Annotated in this window: 20 protein-coding genes and 1 other annotated feature; of the genes, 15 read left to right on the forward strand and 5 right to left on the reverse strand. The window is 38.1% G+C overall.

The genetic code is table 11. The features are described 5' to 3' along the window. Positions 1-133: 133 nt before the first annotated feature. From G7061_RS02005 to G7061_RS02015, 3 genes are all read left to right on the forward strand, one after another. Positions 134-520, forward strand: a complete 387-nt coding sequence (locus tag G7061_RS02005; RefSeq protein ID WP_159639666.1) for an HAD family hydrolase — start codon at positions 134-136, stop codon at positions 518-520. 55 nt (positions 521-575) lie between these two features. Further along, positions 576-1,430: a Cof-type HAD-IIB family hydrolase gene (locus G7061_RS02010; RefSeq protein WP_159639665.1), complete on the forward strand. Its 855-nt coding sequence runs from the start codon at positions 576-578 to the stop codon at positions 1,428-1,430. A gap of 115 nt (positions 1,431-1,545) precedes the next feature. Beyond that, a complete protein-coding gene (locus G7061_RS02015) occupies positions 1,546-2,484 on the forward strand; it encodes an IS30 family transposase (RefSeq protein WP_166118291.1) in 939 nt (312 codons plus the stop codon). A 36-nt stretch (positions 2,485-2,520) separates the two neighbouring features. Here the strand turns inward: G7061_RS02015 and G7061_RS02020 are convergent, their stop codons facing one another. Both G7061_RS02020 and G7061_RS02025 read right to left on the reverse strand, forming a co-directional pair. Continuing rightward, positions 2,521-4,299, reverse strand: coding sequence for a glycerophosphodiester phosphodiesterase (locus G7061_RS02020; protein ID WP_159639664.1), 1,779 nt, complete (start codon positions 4,297-4,299; stop codon positions 2,521-2,523). Between the two features lie 13 nt (positions 4,300-4,312). Next, positions 4,313-5,194: an RluA family pseudouridine synthase gene (locus G7061_RS02025; RefSeq protein ID WP_159639663.1), complete on the reverse strand. Its 882-nt coding sequence runs from the start codon at positions 5,192-5,194 to the stop codon at positions 4,313-4,315. Positions 5,195-5,301: 107 nt separating this feature from the next. On the opposite strand from G7061_RS02025, the gene G7061_RS02030 reads away from it, so the two are divergent. Continuing rightward, positions 5,302-5,805: a hypothetical protein gene (locus G7061_RS02030; protein WP_159639662.1), complete on the forward strand. Its 504-nt coding sequence runs from the start codon at positions 5,302-5,304 to the stop codon at positions 5,803-5,805. Positions 5,806-5,882: 77 nt separating this feature from the next. Here G7061_RS02030 and G7061_RS02035 read toward each other — a convergent pair whose 3' ends face one another. Continuing rightward, positions 5,883-6,347: a CopY/TcrY family copper transport repressor gene (locus G7061_RS02035; RefSeq protein WP_159636139.1), complete on the reverse strand. Its 465-nt coding sequence runs from the start codon at positions 6,345-6,347 to the stop codon at positions 5,883-5,885. Between the two features lie 489 nt (positions 6,348-6,836). Here G7061_RS02035 and G7061_RS02040 point away from each other — a divergent pair, with 489 nt between their 5' ends. The 4 genes from G7061_RS02040 to G7061_RS02055 all read left to right on the forward strand — a co-directional run bounded on the left by G7061_RS02040 (position 6,837) and on the right by G7061_RS02055 (position 10,896). Further along, positions 6,837-8,909 carry a copper-translocating P-type ATPase gene (locus G7061_RS02040; protein WP_370456904.1) on the forward strand — a complete coding sequence of 691 codons (2,073 nt, stop codon included), beginning with the start codon at positions 6,837-6,839 and terminating at the stop codon, positions 8,907-8,909. Positions 8,910-9,068: 159 nt separating this feature from the next. Then, positions 9,069-9,671 carry a LytTR family DNA-binding domain-containing protein gene (locus G7061_RS02045; RefSeq protein ID WP_159639661.1) on the forward strand — a complete coding sequence of 201 codons (603 nt, stop codon included), beginning with the start codon at positions 9,069-9,071 and terminating at the stop codon, positions 9,669-9,671. A gap of 164 nt (positions 9,672-9,835) precedes the next feature. Then, positions 9,836-10,450 carry a LytTR family DNA-binding domain-containing protein gene (locus tag G7061_RS02050; RefSeq protein ID WP_159639660.1) on the forward strand — a complete coding sequence of 205 codons (615 nt, stop codon included), beginning with the start codon at positions 9,836-9,838 and terminating at the stop codon, positions 10,448-10,450. Positions 10,451-10,488: 38 nt separating this feature from the next. Next, positions 10,489-10,896 (forward strand): GNAT family N-acetyltransferase, encoded by a 408-nt coding sequence (locus G7061_RS02055; protein ID WP_159636130.1) that lies wholly within the window; start codon positions 10,489-10,491, stop codon positions 10,894-10,896. 65 nt (positions 10,897-10,961) lie between these two features. On the opposite strand, the gene G7061_RS02060 is transcribed toward G7061_RS02055, so the two are convergent. Further along, the gene (locus G7061_RS02060) at positions 10,962-11,489 is read right to left on the reverse strand and encodes a thioredoxin (RefSeq protein ID WP_159636127.1); all 528 of its coding nucleotides are present in this window, start codon (positions 11,487-11,489) and stop codon (positions 10,962-10,964) included. A gap of 104 nt (positions 11,490-11,593) precedes the next feature. Here G7061_RS02060 and G7061_RS02065 point away from each other — a divergent pair, with 104 nt between their 5' ends. The 5 genes from G7061_RS02065 (at position 11,594) to G7061_RS02085 (ending at position 19,272) form a co-directional block, all read left to right on the forward strand. Then, on the forward strand, positions 11,594-12,403 hold the full coding sequence (locus G7061_RS02065; protein WP_159639658.1) for a putative RNA methyltransferase: 810 nt from the start codon (positions 11,594-11,596) through the stop codon (positions 12,401-12,403). 101 nt (positions 12,404-12,504) lie between these two features. Continuing rightward, positions 12,505-12,715: a binding site (T-box leader), on the forward strand. A gap of 33 nt (positions 12,716-12,748) precedes the next feature. Beyond that, positions 12,749-15,151, forward strand: coding sequence for a leucine--tRNA ligase (gene leuS, locus G7061_RS02070; RefSeq protein ID WP_166118294.1), 2,403 nt, complete (start codon positions 12,749-12,751; stop codon positions 15,149-15,151). A gap of 173 nt (positions 15,152-15,324) precedes the next feature. Continuing rightward, positions 15,325-17,421: an FAD-dependent oxidoreductase gene (locus tag G7061_RS02075; RefSeq protein ID WP_159636119.1), complete on the forward strand. Its 2,097-nt coding sequence runs from the start codon at positions 15,325-15,327 to the stop codon at positions 17,419-17,421. A gap of 12 nt (positions 17,422-17,433) precedes the next feature. Beyond that, entirely contained in the window at positions 17,434-18,372 is a 939-nt protein-coding gene (locus tag G7061_RS02080; RefSeq protein ID WP_166083523.1) for a polyprenyl synthetase family protein, read from the forward strand. A gap of 3 nt (positions 18,373-18,375) precedes the next feature. Beyond that, positions 18,376-19,272 carry a UbiA family prenyltransferase gene (locus tag G7061_RS02085; protein ID WP_159639655.1) on the forward strand — a complete coding sequence of 299 codons (897 nt, stop codon included), beginning with the start codon at positions 18,376-18,378 and terminating at the stop codon, positions 19,270-19,272. Between the two features lie 75 nt (positions 19,273-19,347). Here G7061_RS02085 and G7061_RS02090 read toward each other — a convergent pair whose 3' ends face one another. Continuing rightward, on the reverse strand, positions 19,348-20,460 hold the full coding sequence (locus G7061_RS02090) for an FAD:protein FMN transferase (RefSeq protein ID WP_166118297.1): 1,113 nt from the start codon (positions 20,458-20,460) through the stop codon (positions 19,348-19,350). 141 nt (positions 20,461-20,601) lie between these two features. Here G7061_RS02090 and G7061_RS02095 point away from each other — a divergent pair, with 141 nt between their 5' ends. Both G7061_RS02095 and G7061_RS02100 read left to right on the forward strand, forming a co-directional pair. Beyond that, positions 20,602-20,937: a hypothetical protein gene (locus G7061_RS02095; protein WP_166118300.1), complete on the forward strand. Its 336-nt coding sequence runs from the start codon at positions 20,602-20,604 to the stop codon at positions 20,935-20,937. Then, on the forward strand, positions 20,927-21,913 hold the full coding sequence (locus tag G7061_RS02100) for a CpaF/VirB11 family protein (protein WP_166118303.1): 987 nt from the start codon (positions 20,927-20,929) through the stop codon (positions 21,911-21,913). Before G7061_RS02095 ends, G7061_RS02100 begins: the two co-directional genes overlap by 11 nt. Positions 21,914-22,098 lie beyond the last annotated feature (185 nt).

Consider the following 22,098-nt stretch of genomic DNA (forward strand, 5'->3'; position numbering starts at 1 on the left):
CAGAAATTGCAACTTTTCTCGAAAATCTGTTAAAAGTTTTTCATAATCGTTGAAAAGCATCGGGTTAAAATCGCGAGTATGCTATAATATATAAGAATTTAACAAACAAATTTAAGATTGGAGATTATGACATATGGGAATGAATAAAGAATGGAATGATGTAAAACTTTTCCACGAAAAGTTTAACCACCCCGTTTCCGAAAAACCTGCATTCATGGCAAAAGAACGTGCTGAAAAACGTTATAAGTGGATGCTTGAGGAAATTAATGAATTCTTGGAAGCCGATGAAATTGTTGAACAAGCAGATGCAATGATTGACACAATCTATTTTGCGCTGGGAACATTGGTTGAAATGGGCGTTGAGCCGGAAGCATTATTTGAAATAGTTCAGCATGCAAATATGTCGAAACTTTGGGAGGACGGGAAACCTCACTATAATGAAGACGGGAAAACGATTAAACCACAAGGGTGGGAAGATCCACATCCAAAATTAAAAGACGCAATCGAAAAAATGAAATAATCATAAACCAGCATTGCATCGCAATGTTGGTTTTGTTGCATAGGGAGGTAAGGCAATGATTAAATTAATAGCAAGTGATATTGATGGAACTTTAATAAACAGCAATCATGAAGTGAGTGATTATACGAAAAAAATAGTTCATGAAGCACGAAAGCAAGGCATTCAATTTGCGCTTGCAACCGGACGTGACCATGAAAGTGCGAGTGGTATTGCACGACAACTGGGTATTGAAGGTGATGATACTGCCATAATTTGCTTAAACGGTCTACGTGTTGATAATGATTCACGAGACTACCATTACCATGCACCGACCATGACATATGAAGATTGCGAGCTAAAAGAAGCAATCGGAAACAAATATTTTATGGGAGTGCTCTATTGTTTTGAAGATAAGATTTATTATCATATGGATGATGTAGCATTCCAAGACTACCAGTTGGGAATTTCTGAACAACAATTTAAGTTCTTTAATGAGTCTCTCAATGCAGAAAAAATAACAGGACTGAAGGATATCAAACATCTTTTTGAAACAGGTCATCAGATTCTAAAAATGGTTTATATCCAAAATGGTGATTATACCGAATTGGTAAAAGAACGCATTGCAAAAGAATTTGACTCCCGTTACAATTTATTGATTGTTGGAGATGGATGGGCAGAGATTATGCCACGCTCGGTGAACAAAGGGGATGCCATTCTAAACTATGCTGCATCTTTAGGGATCAAACCTGAAGAAGTTATGACATTTGGTGATAGCGATAATGACCTAACGATGATTGCGAAAGCAGGATGTGGTGTCGCGATGGCCAATGCACGCGAGAATCTCAAAACAATTGCTGATGCAATAACACTTTCGAATGATGAAGATGGTGTTGCACATTATATTGCGACGCATGTCCTCCATCAAGACTAAAGAAAACGCCATGATTATCATGGCGTTTTCCTAAATTCAAATCTCAACCGCACCACCAAGGTGCGGTTGTTTTTGTATAATAAAAGGAGCCCACCCGACTAAAAGGAGCTCCCATATGAAGTATAAGCAATTAAATAGAAAAATAAAAGACCAAATCGATATTTTATTGAGTGTAGGATATTCGATGCGACAAGTTGGACGCGAACTGAATATTTCGCATTCAACTGTTTCGAGGTATAAAAGCAATCATTATAAGAAAAGAAAAATAGATATTCAACATAAATATAACCACTTAATCGATTACCTCAATTCTCGTTATGATCCGAAAGTCCGTTCTATCGATGTCTGCCTCAACAACTATAGAAGGTATCATCCTCATAAACCCTGTGTATCCGTTCAACAAGTGTATAACTGGATCAACCAAGGAAAACTTACGATTGACCCTCTTAGGATGTGTTACAAAAGACGTAGACGAAAGAAGCGAATGAGTGGAATGATGAACCACTTTCAATGGAATTTGGAAAATCGAACTGTGCTACCAATTAGTCTGAGACCCAATTATATAGAGGCCCGAGATGAAATCGGTCACCTTGAAATTGACTCAATAATCGGAAAGAAAAATGAAAGTGCAGCAATAATATCAATCGTAGATCGATGTTCCAGAATGAATTGGCTGATAAAGGCTGAGTATCGATTAGACTATTACACATCCTCATTAATTAGAAAATTTATAGAAGAAAACAAAATAGTAACGAAATCAATAACCGTTGATAATGGATTAGAATTTAACACAATGGGAATTACTGCAAAACGACTCGGTGTCAAACTTTATAAATGCGATCCTTACTGTTCTTTTCAGCGTGGTTCCAATGAACGAGCCAATGCGATAGTTAGAAGATTTATACCGAAAGGAAAGTCACTTTACAGCATTGGACAACAATATCTAGATGACATTGCCTTTAAAATCAACTCAATGCCGCGTAAAATATTTGACTTTAAAACTGCTTATGAGATAGAATTTTTAAAAATGAATAGTGGTGCGGTTGAGATTTGATAAAAGAAAACGCCATGATTATCATGGCGTTTTTACTTAGTTGATACTATCGACAATGGATTCAAGGGACCAAAAGAGGCGATCCAAAGGTCCGTTTTTAATATCTTGTTTAACCTGGATTGCTGTTTCGGGATCATCGGTGATGATACCATTAACATTGGTTCGAATATATACTTCCATAAGGTCAGAGGTATTAATCGTCCATGCGTACAGGGCTTTTTTCTGATTTTTGATATCGTTTACGACACGTGTTGTAATTGATGTATCTTCGATCGAATAGAAATCAACGGGCATCGGTTCAATACCGCCAAGATTAAAACCAATAATATAGCCAGTGTAAGCATTAGGGTACATTGCCTTAAAGTTTACAATCGCATTTTTATCGAGACTTTGGAAAGAAACCATGTGTTCCATGTCTGCGTCACGGATAATCTGCATGATATTTGCAAGATACTCGGGACTGTCAGTTTTATGTGCTTTAATTTCTACCATAATCTTTTGGTTTAAAGAACGAGCAAGTTCCATATATTCTTTGAATGTTGGAATGGTTGATTCATGACCTTTACTTGTAATTGTTTCTTTAGAGAGGTCTTCCCATGTGTAAGGATAAATCGCATTCGAGTTCGTGCCAATACGTTTTAAATCAGGATCGTGAAACACAACAATCGTACCATCTGATATTTCTTGAACGTCCATCTCCACATAGTCAGGTTTAAATTCATTTGCATATTTAAGTGACTCTAGTGAATTCTCAACGGCACGTTTCGTATCACCACGGTGTGCGACAATTTGTGTGTCATTGCGAAGTTCGTTATTGGGCATGTCCATATAAAGAAGTGCAGAAAATCCAAGATAAACAAAGATAACGCCAACATTAATAAGTTGGAGACGTCGACGCGATTTGGGTGTTAATGCATGGATGTGAATCTGTGTGCCTTTTAGTTCATGATAACTCACTGTAACAGTTTGAATGAGCCAGACACTTGCGAACGCAATAGTGGTGAAAGTCCAGAAGATGACTAAAGTGTTTGTAATGGTTTCAATGATAAATTGGTACTGTGGCAAGACTGTTTCGATAAAGGCACCGGAAACAAGTAATACCATGGATCCAACTAAAATCGATAAGACAGAGAGGAATCCAATCGCAGCCACGATTTTAAGAATGGTAAACTCTTGGCGGCGGGTCATCTTCCAACTACTCTTGAGTGCTTCATAGAAATTGACATCTTCATTGTAGAAAATGATGATGGCATAAAATAGACGCAAGTTAAGATAGAAAAGAATCCATCCTAGTGTAATATATGCATACTTCATCCAGGCAAATTCATAAATAAAATCGATTAAGAAAAGCGGAATTTGTAAACTGGATGTTACCGTAGAAGTCAATCCAATATTTCCAAACGGCATAATGATAAAGATATAAATTAAGAAAATCGGGATATCTTTAGCGCGGAGTCGTTTTAAGGGCGCAAAGATTGATTGAATCGTAAGGGGTTCAGGGTGGTATTTTCGATCAGCAAATGCAAGAATTGCAATTAACTGAACAACACCAATACTTCCTAGAACGACGACCATTATCAGTAAGAGGGTAATGGCAATCGGATTGAAAAGTATACCTAAAAAGTTTTCATTGTTGATTCCGTGAACTTTCGCACTGACAAGTGCCAGGTCGAAGAGTCGATTTGTAATTTGTTTGGTTAATAATATAACCATGGTTTCTGCTAAAATTGCAACGACCAAATAACGCCACATATCAAAACGTATGTATTTAAATGTTGATTTAAAAATGTCGCGCACTTTTATTTTCTGCTTCATAGCTACCTCATCTCTACTTTAGGGGATATGCCTGTTCAAAATATTCAGGAATATCGACTTGATACGATACACGTTGGTGTGTTCGCGGATGGATAAACTGGAGTTGATAAGCAACAAGATAATGCCCTGATGATTTGTCATCATCGATTCCATACAAAGGATCGCCTAACAAAGGATGACCAGAATATGCTGCATGCACACGAATTTGATGCGTGCGACCGGTATACAAATGACATTCAACTAGCGTCATCGTATCAAACCGTTGCTTCACAATAAAATCGGTTTTAGCATATTTACTGTTCTTCTCAGTAACACTCATTTTCTTTGTGTTTAAGGGATCCATACCAATTGGCGCTTCAATTGTAATCATAGCGTCTTCAATAACACCATGGACCAAAGCAAGATAGGTACGGGCCATCGTTTTATCTACAAGTTGGTCAGCCAAAAATGTATGAGCTTTATCATTTTTTGCAATGACAAGAAGTCCTGAAGTATCGCGGTCAATGCGATGCACCATCCCAGGTTTTACAACCTCATCACCTTGGTTCAAGTAATGAACTAAGCCATGCAAAAGTGTGGGTTCATGAACACCTTTCCCTGGGTGAACAACCAGCCCACGTTGCTTATTGAGAACCAAAATATCGCGGTCTTCAAAAACTATATCCAAAGCCATTGCAACGCCTTCAAGTGTTGAGGCTTTGACATGATAGTCTTCTGCCTTGATTATATCATTCAATTTAACTTTATACTTCGATTTTAAGCATGTATCGTTACCAAATACAATGCCATCTTTAATCATTTCTGATGCCTTACTTCGTGAAAGGTTAAGTTTTTCACTGATAAACACATCAATGCGTTTGCCAACGTCATGTGTGGTTACTGTCCATTGATTCATAGTTCGACTCCGTTTTCTCTTTATTTTATCTTAAGAAAGTCAGTGAATCAAGGTAGTCATCAAAGCAATAATTGTGTACAATAGTTGAGGAAAGCTGAGGAAATACAATGAAAAAATTAGTGACCTTGGTGACATTAATGTTTGTACTTGTCGGTTGTGGATCAAAGACAGTAACAACGTCACCTGCAGAAATCGGTAAAGCGGTTGAGGGAAATGCTTTATCTTATGAAATAATCTCTATTGAAGCTGACAAAGGTTTAAAACCAACATCAGCACCTTCAGATAAATTGGAATATCCAATTAAAGAAGAGGGTAAAGTATGGGTTAGTGTAAAAGCTAAAGTAACCAACAATACTAAAGATGAGCTGGATTCAAAAACAGATATTTTAGGAACACTAAAAGTTGGTTCAGAAGTCATCAAGACGACAACATTTTTCGAAATTAGCAATCAAGAAAAATTCAGTCAATTTGAACGATTACAACCAAAAGCAGATGCTGTAATTCAATTTGCAGCCCAAGTTCCTACAGATGTTTTAAATCAAGAACTTACATTTGACGTCAATGTTAAAGAAACATTAGCGATCAGTAATACATTTAAAGTTGCACAGTAAAGATTATAATTGGGCCCTATCACCCAAAAAAACACCCCATTGGAGAAAAGTTCCAATCGGGGTGTTTTTTAATTTTGTTAGTTATTATTGTGACCACACTTACAATTATCAGTTTCACAGTTACATTTTGTTGTTTGATTCGGTAAGCAACTGCAGGGCACAGAATCAACAAACTCTTTTGCTTCGAGAGCTGCAAGAATAATTTCTCGGTCTTTTTTTGACAGGTTGTGGGTGTCAATTGCTTTTGCGATTGCGCCACCAACAGCGCTATTACAAATTGATGTAAATAGTTTGTCGACGCGATTGGATACACTTTCCTCTTCTGTAACAAGGGGCAAATAAATGAATCGGTTACCATCTTTACGCGTATCTAAATAGCCTTTCTTAACGAGTCGTCCCAAAAGTGTTTTGGTCGTTGCTACTTCCCAATTTTGTGTGTCTTTGAGAACTTCTGAAACGCTGCGGCTGGTTGCTTCATCAAGGCTCCAAATGACACGCATTACTTCCCATTCAGCTGAGGATGCTGTTGTTATATCTTCCATAGTTATCACTTCCTTACTATTAGTTTACAGTTGTAGACAAAATGTGTCAAGAAATTCACTTTAATTCCTAACCTTCTATATTCACCGTGAATTATAACTATTGCTAAGGTTGTATTGATCAAACATAGACTCCATCCGAAATGTCATACTTAAGTCACAATTAATGATTCGTACTTTGCTACGATGAGGGTGGTAACGAGCCATTTACATGACGAAAATGCAAGTAATTTGACATATATCGTTTACAGTTGTAAACTATAAGAAAGTGGAGGGATTAATATGACAGAAAAAAATAAGAGTGAAAACAAAGAAGCAATGCACGATCATAGCCACCATGACCATTCAAGCGATGGAAAAGGAACTATGAGTCATGATAATCATTTAGAACATATGGATCATTCGAAACATTCGGAACATATGGATCATTCGGAACATATGGATCATTCGGAACATATGGATCATTCGGAACATATGGATCATTCGAAACATATGGATCATTCAGGACATGGAGATCATTCAGGACATGGAGATCATTCAGGACATGGAGATCATTCAGGACATGGAAATCATTCAGGACATGGAGATCATTCAGGACACGACCATTCGGGACACGGTACAGCATTTAAACAAAAGTTTATCGTTTCGCTGTTCTTTGGTGTACCAATACTCTTTCTTGCACCAATGATGGGGGTAACCCTTCCTTTCCAATTTACATTTCCAGGAAGCGAGTGGGTTGTCGCAATTTTAGCGACCGTTCTGTACTTCTATGGTGGACAGCCGTTTTTAGCGGGAGCGAAATCAGAGTTAAAATCTAAAAATCCAGCAATGATGACATTAATTTCATTGGGGATATCCGTCGCATATATCTATAGTATGTATGCATTCGTAATGAATACGGTGCTCGGTAGTCCCGTGCACATTATGGACTTCTTTTGGGAACTTGCGAGCTTAATTCTCATTATGCTACTTGGTCACTGGATTGAGATGGAGGCAATTTCGAATGCCGGTAATGCCTTACAACGCATGGCTGAATTACTTCCAAGTGATGCAACCGTACTCCTTGAAAACGGGGCAACAGAAGTTCGTTCGTTGAAAGATATCACTATCGGAGACAAAGTCATCATTAAAGCAGGAGAAAATATGCCAGCAGATGGTGTGATTGTAGATGGAAAGACATCCGTCAACGAATCAATGATTACCGGTGAATCACGAGCTGTTCAAAAGAAACCAGGCGATAAGGTTATTGGGGGATCTGTTAATGGATCTGGAACGCTTACCGTCGAAGTAACGGGAACTGGTGAATCCGGTTTCCTTGCACAAGTAATGACGTTGGTCGATCAAGCGTCAAAAGATAAATCTAAAGCAGAATCGATGGCTGATGTTGTTGCAAAATGGTTATTCTATATTGCCGTTGTCGTGGGTATCTTAGCATTGATTATTTGGTCAATATTAACCAATGTAAATACAGGAATTGAACGCATGGTTACCGTCCTTGTGATTGCGTGTCCTCATGCATTGGGATTGGCAATTCCACTCGTAACGGCACGCTCAACATCATTAGGAGCTCAAAATGGGTTACTGATCAAATCACGCCAAGCGCTTGAAGTTGCACAAAATATTGACGTCATCATGATGGATAAAACCGGAACATTAACAGAAGGAAACTTCATCGTTACAGATTATCGTTCATTTGATGAGTCATACTCCAAAGAAAAAGTACTCCAATACTTCGCAACCTTAGAACAATCATCATCCCATCCATTAGCGGTTGGAATTCTTGATGAAGCAGAAGCTCAGAACATCACGCTCTTGAAGGCAGAAAATGTCACTACAATTGCAGGGATAGGTCTTGAAGGAATGCTTGAAGGTCATGATGTAAAAATAACAAGTGTGAAATATCTTCAAAACAATAAAATTCCATACGATGATGCAGCATTTAAGGCGTTATCGGGTGAAGGTTATTCCATTAGTTTCTTACTTGTGGATGATCGCAACACAGGTTGGATTGCTCAAGGAGACGAAATTAAAGACGACTCTCGCGAGATGATTCGTCAACTCAAAGCACTTGGCATCAAACCAGTAATGCTAACGGGTGATAATAAACAAGCAGCTCAAGTGATTGCTAAGAATCTTGGTATCGATGATGTTCATGGGGAATTGATGCCAGAAGACAAAGAACGTATTGTTCGTGAATATCAAGATCAAGGGCTAACTGTCATCATGGTCGGCGATGGTGTTAACGATGCGCCAAGTTTAGCGCGTGCCAACGTTGGTGTCGCAATTGGTGCTGGAACGGATGTTGCAATTGATTCAGCGGATGTTATTCTTGTTAAGAGTAATCCTTCGGATATTCTTCATTTCGTGTCATTAGCACGTAACACGTCACGTAAGATGAAAGAGAATCTACTTTGGGGAGCTGGATATAACTTCATTGCTATTCCATTGGCAGCTGGTATACTAGCGGGCATTGGGTTTATTCTATCTCCAGCAGTTGGAGCCGTATTAATGTCGCTCTCAACAGTTATCGTCGCGATTAATGCAATGCTTCTTAAAATAAAATAACTCGCTTCGGCGAGTTTTTTTTATGAGATAGGAATGTTGCGAACGGTTACTTATTTAAAAATAAGACCGTTCGCCATACATAAACGACCGCTAATACAAAGAATCTTTACAATAAAACTGGTTCATATTAAATTATGCAAAAATCGAGGAGAGATGCCAGTGATTCGAGTTCAATTAAACATCCGAAATCGGAATTCAAACATACGTGTTAAAGAAATTTTAGTGCTGTATCAAGATTTGTTCAATCAGCCCTTCACCGTTATTGATTCACCAGAAAATGTAGATTTAATGATTGCAGATTGCATTATGAAATATCATGACCCTTGTAAGACAATTTTAATAGGGTTTGATGTTCCATCTTATCAATGCATTCAGTCCTGCCACCACAAAGAACAGATACTCAAAGCAATCCGAAAAATTATTGATCGACCGAAGTATGAACCCCAAGAAATCACGCTTGGTAAACGTCGTGTTGTGCGTATTGATGTCGGAATGATTTGTGTTATCGAAACAAGAGGGCGCCGCCTGTCAATCAAAACAGCGACTGATGAATATCTTGATACGAATACAATCTCATATTGGCAAGGTTATCTTGAAGCATGGCCGTTTCTAGAAATTTATCGAGGAGTTCTTGTGAATTTATGCCAAGTTGTAACCGTAAACAAGGATCATGTCATTCTAAAAAATGGCTTAAAACTTCCAGTCGCACGCCGTCGCTATCAGGAAATACTAACGAAAATGCGCTATTTGATGAAAGAATAAAAATATTGCGTCTCACGTGGAATCTCATTACAATACTACTATCGGGAACATAGGATACTACAGTATGTTAGGTGCTGAAATAGCGGATTGTTCATAGTAAACCTATTTAATTAACTTGCTGGATACGAACTTTTTGATGTCAATGAACTTTTGAAAGGAGTCCAATGATTCATGTCCATGTTGATTTGCGTGACCGCTTTTCGCGTCGTTGCGTAAAAGAAGTACTTGACTTATATTCCGAACTTAATGAAGAAGCAATAACATATACCAAAGAGCCACCGGTAGGTTTATATATTGTTGATTATGCAAATCACCGTTATGATCGCCGCAAAACGCTCCTCATTGGTTTTAAAATACCAAGGCATCATTGTCTAAAGAACTTAGATAACTGCCAAATGACCTTACGGGTTGTGTCGCGCCTGATTCAACGTCCACTTTATAACCCGGAGTTTGTCCAAGTGGGACGACGGGAAAGCTCGGTTGTGGATGTTTCTGAAATTTGTACAATTGAAACGTGCAAACGCCATCTTCTGATTCGAACACAAACAAGAGATTACAAGGATCGACGACCGATTCATCACTGGATTCATTTATTACGAAAATCGCCGTTCATAGAAATCTATCGCGGTGTCGTTGTTAACTTAGCGGCTGTTGAGCGTCTAGAAACAGATTTTCTAGTCCTAAAAAATGGGATAAGACTACCGGTAGCGCGACGTCGTTACACAAAAGTACAGAAAAGGTTGGGCCTTATTCAAGAAATAAACTTGCACAAAAAATAATTACTCATTACAATAGAATTAACATGGAGGTGGCTGATATGATCCGTAGAGCTACAGTAGAAGACATTGATATTCTAATGGAATTGGACACACACGTTGAACGTGAAGAGTTTGAATCAAAACTCGAACTTGGACGCGTTCTGGTGTATGAAGTCGACGATAAAATTGTAGGTATCATTCGATACAATATGTTCTGGGATCAGTATCCATTCCTCAATTACTTTAAGATTCTAGAGCCTTACCGTCACCGCGGTTATGGTACTGAAATGATTAATTACTGGGAAACAGAAATGATGGCATTAGGGAATTACCTAGTTATGACTTCCGGAAGAGCGGACCAAGATGCACAGCATTTTTTCCGAGCACTTGGCTATCAAGATTCGGGAAATATACTCTTCCCGGGAGAAAATCTAGAACTCATCTTAATTAAAAATCTTATTAGATAGCAGCTAAGCTGCTATCTTTTTAATAAAAAAAGCACCTGTTTAGGTGCTTATATAAAATGGACAAACTAGGCGTTTGATTTAACTGAACTAAACATCTCAGTAAGTCTGATTTGTAAGAATTTCGCTTGATCTTCTGTCAATGGGTCAACTGGTGCATTGTGTCCTGGAACGGTTCCAATGTTAACTTGGATTGAGCCATCGCCACCAATAATGACAACATAAGGAACACCAGTCATGCGTTGTTCTTCAGGTAATGAATTTGAGAATGCTTCAATACGTTTTTGAGCATCGGCATTTTGTGTGTAATCGTTGCCACGTGTATCAACATAGTTGATTGTGTGGTTTCCTGCTGCTGCAGCTTCTTCCATAACAGGAACAAGAGCGACACACCATGGGCATGTTTCAAATCCTAAATAATAAATACCTTCAGTTTTATTTTCAAGTGCTGTTGCCATATCACTAGCACTCATTGCTTGGTAATGGTGGTCTTTTTTATCAAAGCCTTTGTAACCTTTCATAATGTTTGTATTTGCCGATGTACATCCGACAAGTACCAACAACGATACAACTGCTGTAAGCAATATTTTTTTCATAAATTAATTCTCCTTGTGTTTATTATAAGTAAAGTGGTACAAAATTCAACTAAATCAAAGTAAAATTGTGTGATATAATTGTGAAGACAAGATGAGGTAAAACTATGAGCTTATTTCAATGCCCGGTTTGTAAAAAACAACTGGTACTCCAAAACAAATCGTATGTGTGCGAAACCGGTCATCAATTTGATATGGCCAAGGCTGGATATGTGAACCTATTACAATCACAAAGTTCTAAATCTAAACAACACGGTGATGATGCCAAAATGATTCAGGCGCGAACACAGTTCCTTAATGACGGATACTACGATATATTTCGAGAAGCTCTTAAAGACATTGTAACAAAATATTCAGCGAATAGCTTGGCTGATGTCGGCTGTGGCGAGGGTTGGTATGCCGAACCGTTGCTTCAACAGGAAAAAACTGTCTATGGAATCGACATTTCAAAACAAGCAGTCACCAGTGCTTCGAAACGAAATAAGAATATGAAGCTAGCTGTTGCATCGACTGCGAAGTTACCACTGATGGATAGTGCATTTGATCTCGCATATAGTATTTTTGCACCGTTTTCATCTGATGAGGTCTATCGAATTCTGAAAAATGATGGACATTTCGTCGTGGTTTTTCCACTCGAAAAACATTTATGGGGACTGAAATCAATCCTCTATGATAAGCCCTATGAGAACGAGGTTGTGTTACCTACATATGAGGGATTTGAATTGGAAACGCTCATTCGTGTTGAACATACCATTCATTTAACAGGACAAACGACCATCAACAATCTTTTAGCGATGACACCTTATTATCATCGAACACCGAAACATGCCATTGCGACATTAGAGACGTTAGAAACCCTAAGTACACCGATTCAATTTGGATTCGCAATATATAAAAAGAAATGTGATGTTGCGTAACAATGATACCGATATTTCAGACCGCGTTGATAATCAGCGTGGTTTTTTAGATTTGTTTGCGTTTGGAAATTGACAATTCAAAGCAAAACACATAAGATAAAGGCATAGCGATGAAAAGAAATAGTATTTATTGAAAACTATAAGAGAGCTGATGGGTGGTGTGAATCAGTAAGTGGACAATAAAGAACTCATCTTGGAGCAGAATTTCTGAATTCAGTAAGAGATTCCGTAGCCCCGCGTTAAGGGAAAGAGCGCTTGTCTCAAACATGAGATGAGAAATTAAGGTGGTACCGCGAGACATTCGTCCTTTGCAGGTGCTTTTTTTATTTTACAGGAGGAAAAACGATGTATAACCATTTAAAAATTGAACAAAAATGGCAACAATACTGGGAAGAAAACGAAACATTTAAAACAGACATTCGTAATTTTGATATCCCAAAATATTACGTCCTTGATATGTTCCCATACCCATCAGGGAATGGACTTCATGTTGGACATCCACGCGGCTATACCGCCACAGATGTGTTGGCACGATACAAACGTATGAAAGGATTCAACGTTTTACACCCAATCGGGTGGGATGCTTTTGGCTTGCCAGCAGAACAATTTGCATTAAAAACAGGAAATCACCCAGATGCCTTTACGAAAGAAAATATCCAAAACTTTACGAAACAAATTAAGTCACTAGGACTTTCGTATGACTGGTCTCGTGAAATTTCAACGACAGATCCTCACTACTATAAGTGGACACAATGGATTTTTACGAAACTCTACGATATGGGCCTAGCATATGTTGATGAGAAACCCGTAAACTTCAGTCCTGATTTGGGAACGGTTCTTGCAAATGAAGAAGTTATCAACGGTAAAACTGAAGTTGGTGGATTTGATGTTATCCGTATCCCAATGCGTCAGTGGGTTTTACGTATTACAGAATACGCAGAACGCTTACTTGAAGATTTAGATTTGGTCGAATGGCCAGCATCAACCAAAGAAATGCAAATCAACTGGATTGGGAAATCAGTAGGTGCAAATGTAATCTTTAAAGTTGATAACCATGATTTAGAATTCACGGTATTTACAACACGTGCAGATACACTTTTTGGTGCGACATATACAGTCCTTGCTCCGGAACACCCATTCGTAAGTCAGATTACGACTCCTGAGCAAAAAGCAGCAGTTGATGCGTATGTAGATCAAGTGATGCATAAGTCAGACTTAGAACGTACCGAGCTAAATAAAGACAAAACAGGTGTCTTTACGGGTGCCTATGCGATTAACCCTGTTAATGGTAAACAAGTACCTATCTATATTGCAGACTATGTACTAGCAGCCTATGGTACAGGAGCAATCATGGCGGTACCAGCACATGATCAACGCGATTATGAGTTCGCGAAAAAATACAACATTGAGATGATTCAAGTTCTTGAAGGCGGAAGTATCGCGGAAGTTGCGTATACTGAAGATGGCAATCATATAAACTCAGGATTCCTTGATGGTTTAAATAAAGAAGAAGCCCTTGTAATCATGAATAAATGGTTAGAAGACAACAAATACGGCGAAGCGAAAGTTACTTATAAACTACGTGATTGGCTATTTTCACGTCAACGTTACTGGGGAGAGCCAATTCCTATTGTTCATATGGAAGATGGAACAATGCGTACAGTTGACCTTGAGGATTTACCACTAGAGCTTCCCGAGGTTGAGAACTACAAACCAGCACCAGATGGTCAATCACCACTCGCTAATGCCGGTGATTGGTTAGATGTAACATTCCCGGATGGATCAAAAGGCCGTCGTGAGACCAATACTATGCCGCAATGGGCGGGGTCTTGCTGGTATTACTTACGCTATATTGATCCAACCAATGAAGGAGCAATCGCTGATCCAGAACTTATTAATCACTGGATGGAAGTAGACCTTTACATGGGCGGTGCAGAACATGCAGTGCTTCACTTACTATATGCACGTTTCTGGCATAAAGTACTTTATGATATTGGAGTTGTGAATACGAAAGAGCCATTCAAGAAACTCTTCCATCAAGGTATGATTTTAGGTGCTAATAATGAAAAAATGAGTAAATCTCGTGGAAATGTTGTTAATCCTGACGATATTGTTCGCAGTCACGGAGCAGATACGTTGCGAGTCTACGAAATGTTTATTGGACCGCTTGATGGAGCAACTGCATGGAGTACACAAGGACTTGATGGAAACCGTAAATGGTTAGATCGCGTATGGCGTTTGTTTGTCGAATCAGGAAAAATTGTAGATACAAATGATGGATCCCTAGATTTCTCATATAACCAAACAGTCAAAAAAGTAACTGAAGATATTGAATCATTTGGAATGAATACAGCATTGGCACAATTAATGACATTCATTAATGATGCTTACAAAGCCGAAACAATTTATAAAAAATATGCGGTTGGATTTGTTAAAATGCTAGCTGTATTTGCACCTCATATCGGTGAAGAATTGTATACAATATTAACGGAAGAAACGGGAATTAGTTATACCGAATGGCCGACATTTGATGAAACGAAACTTGTGAAATCAGAGACTGAAATTGTTGTGCAAATCAACGGTAAAGTCCGCGCGAAATTCATGGCGGCTACTGGACTCGATGATGATGCTCTAAAAGCACTCGCATACGAGCAACCTCAAGTTCAAAAGAACCTTGAAGGAATGCAAATTCTAAAAGAAATTGTTATCAAGAATAAAATCGTAAATATAGTTGTGAAACCTGCCTAAGGTTTTGTGAACAAAATACACAACTTTCACAAACTCATGTCTTTTTCGAAAGGAAACTGCATGAGTTTTCTTTTGGGGCATGAAACATCTCGATGTAACAAACCCCAAGATTGTGAACAAATTAGCGATACGCTATAATATGAAGGCAAAAGTAATTAAAGGAGAAATAGAAAATGGGAAAGAGAGTAGTTGTTGTAGGAGCAGGATACTCTGGGATTTTAGCTGCGAAAAAGTTAGCTAAAAAATTCAAAAAGGATCCAGAAGTATCAATCACTATTATAGACCGCAATCCATTCAGTACGATGTTGACAGAACTTCATGAAGTTGCTGCAGGTCGTGTTGATGAATATTCAATCCGCATGGATTTGAAAAAAATCTTTGCTGGACGTAATGTCAACGTAAAACTTGATACAGTTCAAAAAATTGACTTTGACAAAAAAGTCGTTGAAGGTGCGAACGAAAGCTACGAATACGATTATGTTGTAATCGCAGCAGGTTCAAAACCAACATTCTTTGGAATTGAAGGCGCTAAAGAAAATACATTTACATTGTGGTCATACGATGATGCAGTTCGTTTACGTGACCATATCAATGATGTATTTGTAAAAGCATCACAAGAACCAAACCTTGAGAAACGTCGTTTCTTGCTAACATTCTATGTTGTAGGAGCAGGATTCACTGGTGTAGAAATGATGGGGGAACTTGCTGAATACGTTCCTGTATTATGTGATAAATTCTCAATCGACCCAAGTGATGTCACAATGGTTGAAGTCGATGCAATGCCACGTACAGTTATGACATTGCCAGAAAAACTCGCAAACAAAGTACAAAACCGTTTAGAAAAAATGGGTGTACAAATTAAACTGAACGCAAAAGTTATCAAAGTCACTGAAGATGCTATTCATTTAGACATCAACGGTAATATTGAAGAAAACCCAGTACACACAGTTATTTGGACAGCTGGTATTGAAAGTACAGATATTACGGCGCAATCAGGTACAGAACTTGAAGCTGCACAACGTGGTGGCCGAATTGAAACAGACCAATACTTACGTGCAAAAGGTCGCGAAGACGTTTATGTTATCGGTGATAACACATACTTCGTACTTGAAGGTGAAGAACGACCATTGCCACAAATGGTTGAAAATGCTGAACAAAGTGGTGGTCTCGTTGCGAAGAATATCGCAGAACAAATTCGTGGTGGTAAAAACCTAACAGCATATAAACCAGCATTCCACGGAACAATGGTATGTATCGGTGGACGTTGGGGAACTGCAAATATTAAACTTGGAAAACTTGAGTTTAATCTTGTATCATTCTTTGCAATGTTTGCAAAACACATGATGAACTGTGTTTACTTCCTCCAGGTTTTAGGTTGGAACAAAGTATTTAGCTACTTGAAACATGAAATCTTTACAATCCGTAACCGTCGTAGTTTTGTCGGTGGAAACTTCTCAAACCGTACACCAAGTTTCTTACTCTTCCCACTTCGTGTGTGGTTAGGAGCAATTTGGTTATTTGAAGGAATTAAAAAAGTTAACGAAGGCTGGTTAGCGGGAGATCCTAAACTTTCAGGATTCTTCGGTGGTGCACAACAATGGTATGATAGCTTACTTGGTGCCGGTGGAGCCGATATCAATGCCGGATCATCCGTTATTGGTAAAGTCGTTGAAGCAACTCAAGCGGCTACAACAACTGTTGTGAACGCTGGAGCTTCTGTCGTTAACGGTGCTGGTAAAATCGCTGCTGATGTAACAGCAGGTGCTACAGGTGCTGCTGATGCAGTCGCAGGTGCAACAGGAGCAGGTGGTGGCGAAGCTGCAGGATCTGTCTTATTACACTGGAACTTCTTAAATATTATTCAACCAATCTTTGTAACTGGAAAACCATTATTAGAATCAGGTCTTGAAGACTTTGCATTTAAGATTGACTTCAACTTGATGACATGGTTCGTAAATGACGTCATTATCCCTAATCCACAATTACAAGTATTTATGCAAACAATGGTTGTTGTTATGGAAATTGGAATTGGTTTAGCATTAATTGTAGGACTCTTTACAACGATGGCAGCAGGAATGTCTGTTGTATTACAAATGATGTTCTTAATGACAACTGGTTTATACTTAAATACTGTATGGATGGTAGTAGCAGGTATCGCATTAATCTTCGGTGGAAACACATTAAGCTTAGATTACTGGGTGATGCCAAAACTCAAAAAATGGTGGTCTGGAATACCGTTTGTTAAGAAGTGGTACATCTACCACGATTAGTAGGTAATCTTAATGAACATATTTGAAGAATACTTAGAATATGTTAAACGGGAGGTTGGTGTAACAATATCAACCTCTCCTTTAATAGTTAGAAAGTATATAGAACACCTTTTAAAATCCGAAGGAAAATACATCCGCGCAGCGGCAGTCCTTGCTGCTGCACAAAACAAAGATGGAACAATCCATCACGATGCTGTGATTTTTGCCGCATCGATTGAATTGCTACATTTAGCAACACTGGTTCATGACGATGTCATGGATGATGCAGACACACGCCGCGGCGTCACAACACTCCATAAAAAATATGGGCGTAAAACAGCTGTTATTTGTGGAGATTACCTAATGGCAGCGTCAATGTCATTGGCTAATAAAACAGAGAAAAAAGAAACCTATCTTGGTTATAGTTTACCAACATATATGGAAGCCATTGCATTGGGCGAACTTAATCAACATATTAATAATGGAAATTACAAATTAAAAGTAAAAGATTATTTATCGATTATTGATGGTAAAACAGCGAAACTCTTTGAGGCAGCAATGTACTCGGGAGTCGCAACATCGGATGATGTTCGTGAACAACAAGAATCCTACCAAACAATTGGACATGCGATAGGTATGATTTTCCAATTGTTGGATGATGTGATGGACTTTGATGAAAATGAATCTGTTGCAAAAAAACCTGTACAATCAGATTTTGAACAAGGCGTTATTACACTACCATTAATTCATGCTTTTAGTATATATCCAGAAGCATTAATAAAAGCGGAACAACATGCGCTCACACGTAACGAAGTGAATCAGTATGTTCGCAATTCCAAGGGTGTTGCGATAACAATTGCGAAAGCTGAAACATATTATGCAACAGCCAAGACAGCAATTGAAAATCTTGATATCATAGATACCAAACGAGAGGAACTCATGCGTATCTTAAACTTAGCAATGAGAAAGTAATACATGAAAAAAATATTAGAATATACTGAAATACAAACTAAAATAACAAGTTTGTTTCCCTTTGCCTTAACGCTTGGCGTTATGGTATTTAATGGATCACAGATCCGTTGGGATGCAACACTTGTTTTCTTTGTTGGTATGTTTGTCTTTGATTTAACGACAACTGCTATCAATAATTACATTGACTCAAAAGAAAATGGCCAAGATATTGGCTATACGCGAAACCAAGGACGTGCAATCATTTATACAATGCTTACAATTGCTACTATATCTGGTTTATATTTAGTATACTTGACTGATTTTGTCATCTTGATTTTGGGAATGATTTGTTTTGGGATTGGAATTTTGTATACATGGGGTCCGGTTCCGATTTCTCGCCAACCGTACGGAGAAATCATTTCTGGCGTACTCTATGGTTATGTTATTCCATTTATCTTGATTCATGCTAACAATCCAGGGCTACTGGTCGATTTCAACTTTGTAGCACCAAATGTCACGATGCACTTTAATCTAGTGAATATTATCTATTTCTTGATAATTTTCTTGCCACCGACACTTCTGACATCAAGTATCATGCTCGCGAACAATACATGTGATATTGAGGCAGACGTGCTTGTTAAGCGGTATACGTTGCCGTATTATATTGGTAAGAAAAATGCTGTAGTTTTGATGAAAATACTTTATATAAGTGTGTATGCAGCGATTGTAGCCGCCGTTGCACTTGGTGTGATACCTTGGCTTGCATTGCTGACATTAGCAACAGCACCACGTGTTTTAAAGAATTACAATGCATATACCAAAGATTTGGTAAAACGTCTATCATTTAAATATATCATCAAAAATTTTATAACAATCATGTTTGTTTATGATTTGATGGTCATCATTGGGAACTTCTTATAAAGAAGTTCTTTTTTATATAAAAACCGAACCACCAATCTTGAACAAAGATTGGTGGTTCGGTTAGATTTGCTTGAGTTATTTATTTGCGAATGCGGAGTATTGTTTAATGTTGTCAGTGAAAGTAAAGTCATAGTCTTCCAATTGATACCATTCAGGATGATCTTCCGAAACCCACAACACATCAATTGACTTGTCAGGGTATTTTGTATTGAAGTCTTGAATGAAAGTCTGTGCTTCTTCATATGACATCATATAGACAGCAGTTGAAAGTGCGTCAGCCATGGTCGAATCTGGTGTAAATATTGTTACTGAACGGAATACTGATTGTGGTTGTAATGTTTTTGGGTTGATTAAATGTGAATAAGTAACATCATTTGGGCCAATATAGTACCGTTGGTAATCACCTGATGTAACAATTGACATTGAATGTGGAATACGGAATACATCAAGACTTTCATTTTTGACAAGCATTGATGGTTTTTCAACACCGATTGCCCATGCTTCACCATCTGGTTTGGTATTGATTGTACGAACGTTTCCACCGCCACTTACAACACCGTATTCTAATCCGGCTTCTTCTAGTTCCAAAGCAACAAGTTCCGTTGCATAGCCCTTTGCAATTGCTCCTACATCAAGTCTTGTTTTGGCATCGGTAAGAAAGACGGTGTTATTTGCCTTGTCAATTTCGACAAATTGCCACCCAGCGTGGCGTGCTGCTTCTTCAAGAACATCTTGTGTTGGGATTTCTCCAGGTTCACCAGATGCATTCTTTTCAATACCATCCTCTCGATAGTCATGCCAAATTTCCATAACAGAACCATAGGTAATGTCGAAATAACCATTTGAAACTTCAGTATAGTCACGCGAGCGTTCAAGCATTTCTATAATTAGAGGATCAACGGTTACGGGTGCAATTCCAGCGTTGTCGTTGATAGTTTTAATGTTTGCGACTCCTTCATAGTCATTATACTTATCAAATAAGGCATTATAGCGCAGAAAAGCTGCTTTAACTTTACTAAAGTAATCGTTGAAAGTTGCCTCATCTTTTGTATAAGCGACGAAGGTCATGACAGTATCAAATCCAACTTCGGAGGTACGGGCTTCGTATTTTGTGTAGTTATCACCAGACTTTATTGAACAACCCGTTAAGATCAATAGAGTCGCCATGATGAATGCGAATTTTTTCATATGTGTATTATACCATAGATATTTTTAGGATATTTAGGTATCACTTCATACTTAGTTATGTCAGGGAAAGAAGATTGGTAAAAAGTGAAATTGAATCCAATTCTGTGAAAAATGGAACTGAACTAACGAAAGGTTGAAATTATGAAACATATATTTTGGAGTGTTGGTCTTATCATGATTATTGCGTGTATAAGTGGGTTCGCAATGTTTGTGGCTATATTGGCATCTCATCATTTTCAAATTCGTTTTGCCCACCATCAAGCAATGCGAAGAAATATAGCGAGTGACTATCCTAAAGAGACATTACTTGTGAATGTTCTGAAGGTATTTTATGAGAATTATGGTGGAGAAATCACAGTTAAGAGATTTGAAACATCTTTATTTCCTAATGCGATGCGCTTTGGGATTGAAAGAAAAATTGGCGGCTATACATATTCTTTAGATAGACTTATGGTTGAGGAGTATTATGCTTCGTAGATTTGATTTCGAGATGTTCCAGATGTATGTAGATCAAGCGGATGTGACTGATCTCAATTACAATGGCAAAGATTTGTGGGTTGATGACCTAAATAAGGGGCGTTATGTCGTTAAAGGTTTTAGTGATAAAGACGCCATTTACCGGTTAGTCTTGCGGCTTTCAAATGCTGTGAATCTTCCCTATACAGTGAGTAATCCAATCTTTGAAACAGAAATTGGTTTACTAAGAATAAGTGTTCTTCATCCAACAATTTCTAAAGATGTTTGTATTTCAATTCGTAAGACAAGTGGACAATGCCGTTACGATGTCAAATCAATAATTGAAAAAGAATACATATCGCAAGCGGCTTTGGACTTTCTGGTGAGTAGCATACGGTGTCGTTGCAATGTAATGATAAGTGGATTGCCAGGATCGGGGAAAACGGAGTTGTTAAAATTTTTAACACAGTTTATTGGTGACAAAGAACGCGTGATTACGCTCGAAGACAGTATGGAAATTCACTATGGTGTGCTCCATCCACGTCGTGATTGCGTTGCGCTGAAAACGAGTAAAGTGATGTCGTATGATGATGCGATTAAAGCATCATTGCGCCAAAGACCTGATTGGTTGCTATTAAGTGAAGTAAGAGGTTCTGAAGCATTCGAACTATTAAAATGTGTTTCAACAGGACTACATCTAATAAGTACTATTCATGCTCGAAGTGCTAAAGAGATACCCAACCGTCTGTTATTCATGATGAATGGGGCATCAATTGATAGTGTAAGCATGTTAGCGCAGATAGAGACACTGTTTGATGTTGGAATACATATTGATTTACTGCACACGAGTAAGGGCATTGTGCGGCGTGTAAGAGAAATTGTCGTTTTTAATCAGGGATCAACAGTGACAATCTATCAACATGGGGGAGTTGTTGATTTGAATAAACTTCCTGAGAAAATCAAAAGTCGAGCAGACCTTTATGGTGTCCAGTGGTAAAGCTAAAGAGTATTTGTGTTTATGCATGCGCACAATTAATCATACTCATGATGTTTAAGTTTTCGATAGTTTTAAATGGTGTGTATTTGCTTGTTTTAATAGTTTTTATAAAAGATATAGTTGCATCTCTTGCGACTTTTGAAGTAAACAAAGAAAGGGTTACGGCGCAATATCAAATGACATTA

This window comes from Erysipelothrix sp. HDW6B, from assembly GCF_011301115.1.
Lineage (GTDB): Bacteria > Bacillota_I > Bacilli_A > Erysipelotrichales > Erysipelotrichaceae > Erysipelothrix > Erysipelothrix anatis.

What these genes read in the sequence shown, in the direction of transcription:
- G7061_RS02005 (WP_159639666.1), top strand. Translation starts at nt 134, where the DNA reads ATGGGAATGAATAAAGAATGGAATGATGTAAAACTTTTCCACGAAAAG.
- G7061_RS02010 (WP_159639665.1), top strand. Translation starts at nt 576, where the DNA reads ATGATTAAATTAATAGCAAGTGATATTGATGGAACTTTAATAAACAGC.
- G7061_RS02015 (WP_166118291.1), top strand. Translation starts at nt 1,546, where the DNA reads ATGAAGTATAAGCAATTAAATAGAAAAATAAAAGACCAAATCGATATT.
- G7061_RS02020 (WP_159639664.1), bottom strand. Translation starts at nt 4,299, where the DNA reads ATGAAGCAGAAAATAAAAGTGCGCGACATTTTTAAATCAACATTTAAA.
- G7061_RS02025 (WP_159639663.1), bottom strand. Translation starts at nt 5,194, where the DNA reads ATGAATCAATGGACAGTAACCACACATGACGTTGGCAAACGCATTGAT.
- G7061_RS02030 (WP_159639662.1), top strand. Translation starts at nt 5,302, where the DNA reads ATGAAAAAATTAGTGACCTTGGTGACATTAATGTTTGTACTTGTCGGT.
- G7061_RS02035 (WP_159636139.1), bottom strand. Translation starts at nt 6,347, where the DNA reads ATGGAAGATATAACAACAGCATCCTCAGCTGAATGGGAAGTAATGCGT.
- G7061_RS02040 (WP_370456904.1), top strand. Translation starts at nt 6,837, where the DNA reads ATGGATCATTCAGGACATGGAGATCATTCAGGACATGGAGATCATTCA.
- G7061_RS02050 (WP_159639660.1), top strand. Translation starts at nt 9,836, where the DNA reads ATGATTCATGTCCATGTTGATTTGCGTGACCGCTTTTCGCGTCGTTGC.
- G7061_RS02055 (WP_159636130.1), top strand. Translation starts at nt 10,489, where the DNA reads ATGATCCGTAGAGCTACAGTAGAAGACATTGATATTCTAATGGAATTG.
- G7061_RS02060 (WP_159636127.1), bottom strand. Translation starts at nt 11,489, where the DNA reads ATGAAAAAAATATTGCTTACAGCAGTTGTATCGTTGTTGGTACTTGTC.
- G7061_RS02065 (WP_159639658.1), top strand. Translation starts at nt 11,594, where the DNA reads ATGAGCTTATTTCAATGCCCGGTTTGTAAAAAACAACTGGTACTCCAA.
- leuS (WP_166118294.1), top strand. Translation starts at nt 12,749, where the DNA reads ATGTATAACCATTTAAAAATTGAACAAAAATGGCAACAATACTGGGAA.
- G7061_RS02075 (WP_159636119.1), top strand. Translation starts at nt 15,325, where the DNA reads ATGGGAAAGAGAGTAGTTGTTGTAGGAGCAGGATACTCTGGGATTTTA.
- G7061_RS02080 (WP_166083523.1), top strand. Translation starts at nt 17,434, where the DNA reads ATGAACATATTTGAAGAATACTTAGAATATGTTAAACGGGAGGTTGGT.
- G7061_RS02085 (WP_159639655.1), top strand. Translation starts at nt 18,376, where the DNA reads ATGAAAAAAATATTAGAATATACTGAAATACAAACTAAAATAACAAGT.
- G7061_RS02090 (WP_166118297.1), bottom strand. Translation starts at nt 20,460, where the DNA reads ATGAAAAAATTCGCATTCATCATGGCGACTCTATTGATCTTAACGGGT.
- G7061_RS02095 (WP_166118300.1), top strand. Translation starts at nt 20,602, where the DNA reads ATGAAACATATATTTTGGAGTGTTGGTCTTATCATGATTATTGCGTGT.
- G7061_RS02100 (WP_166118303.1), top strand. Translation starts at nt 20,927, where the DNA reads ATGCTTCGTAGATTTGATTTCGAGATGTTCCAGATGTATGTAGATCAA.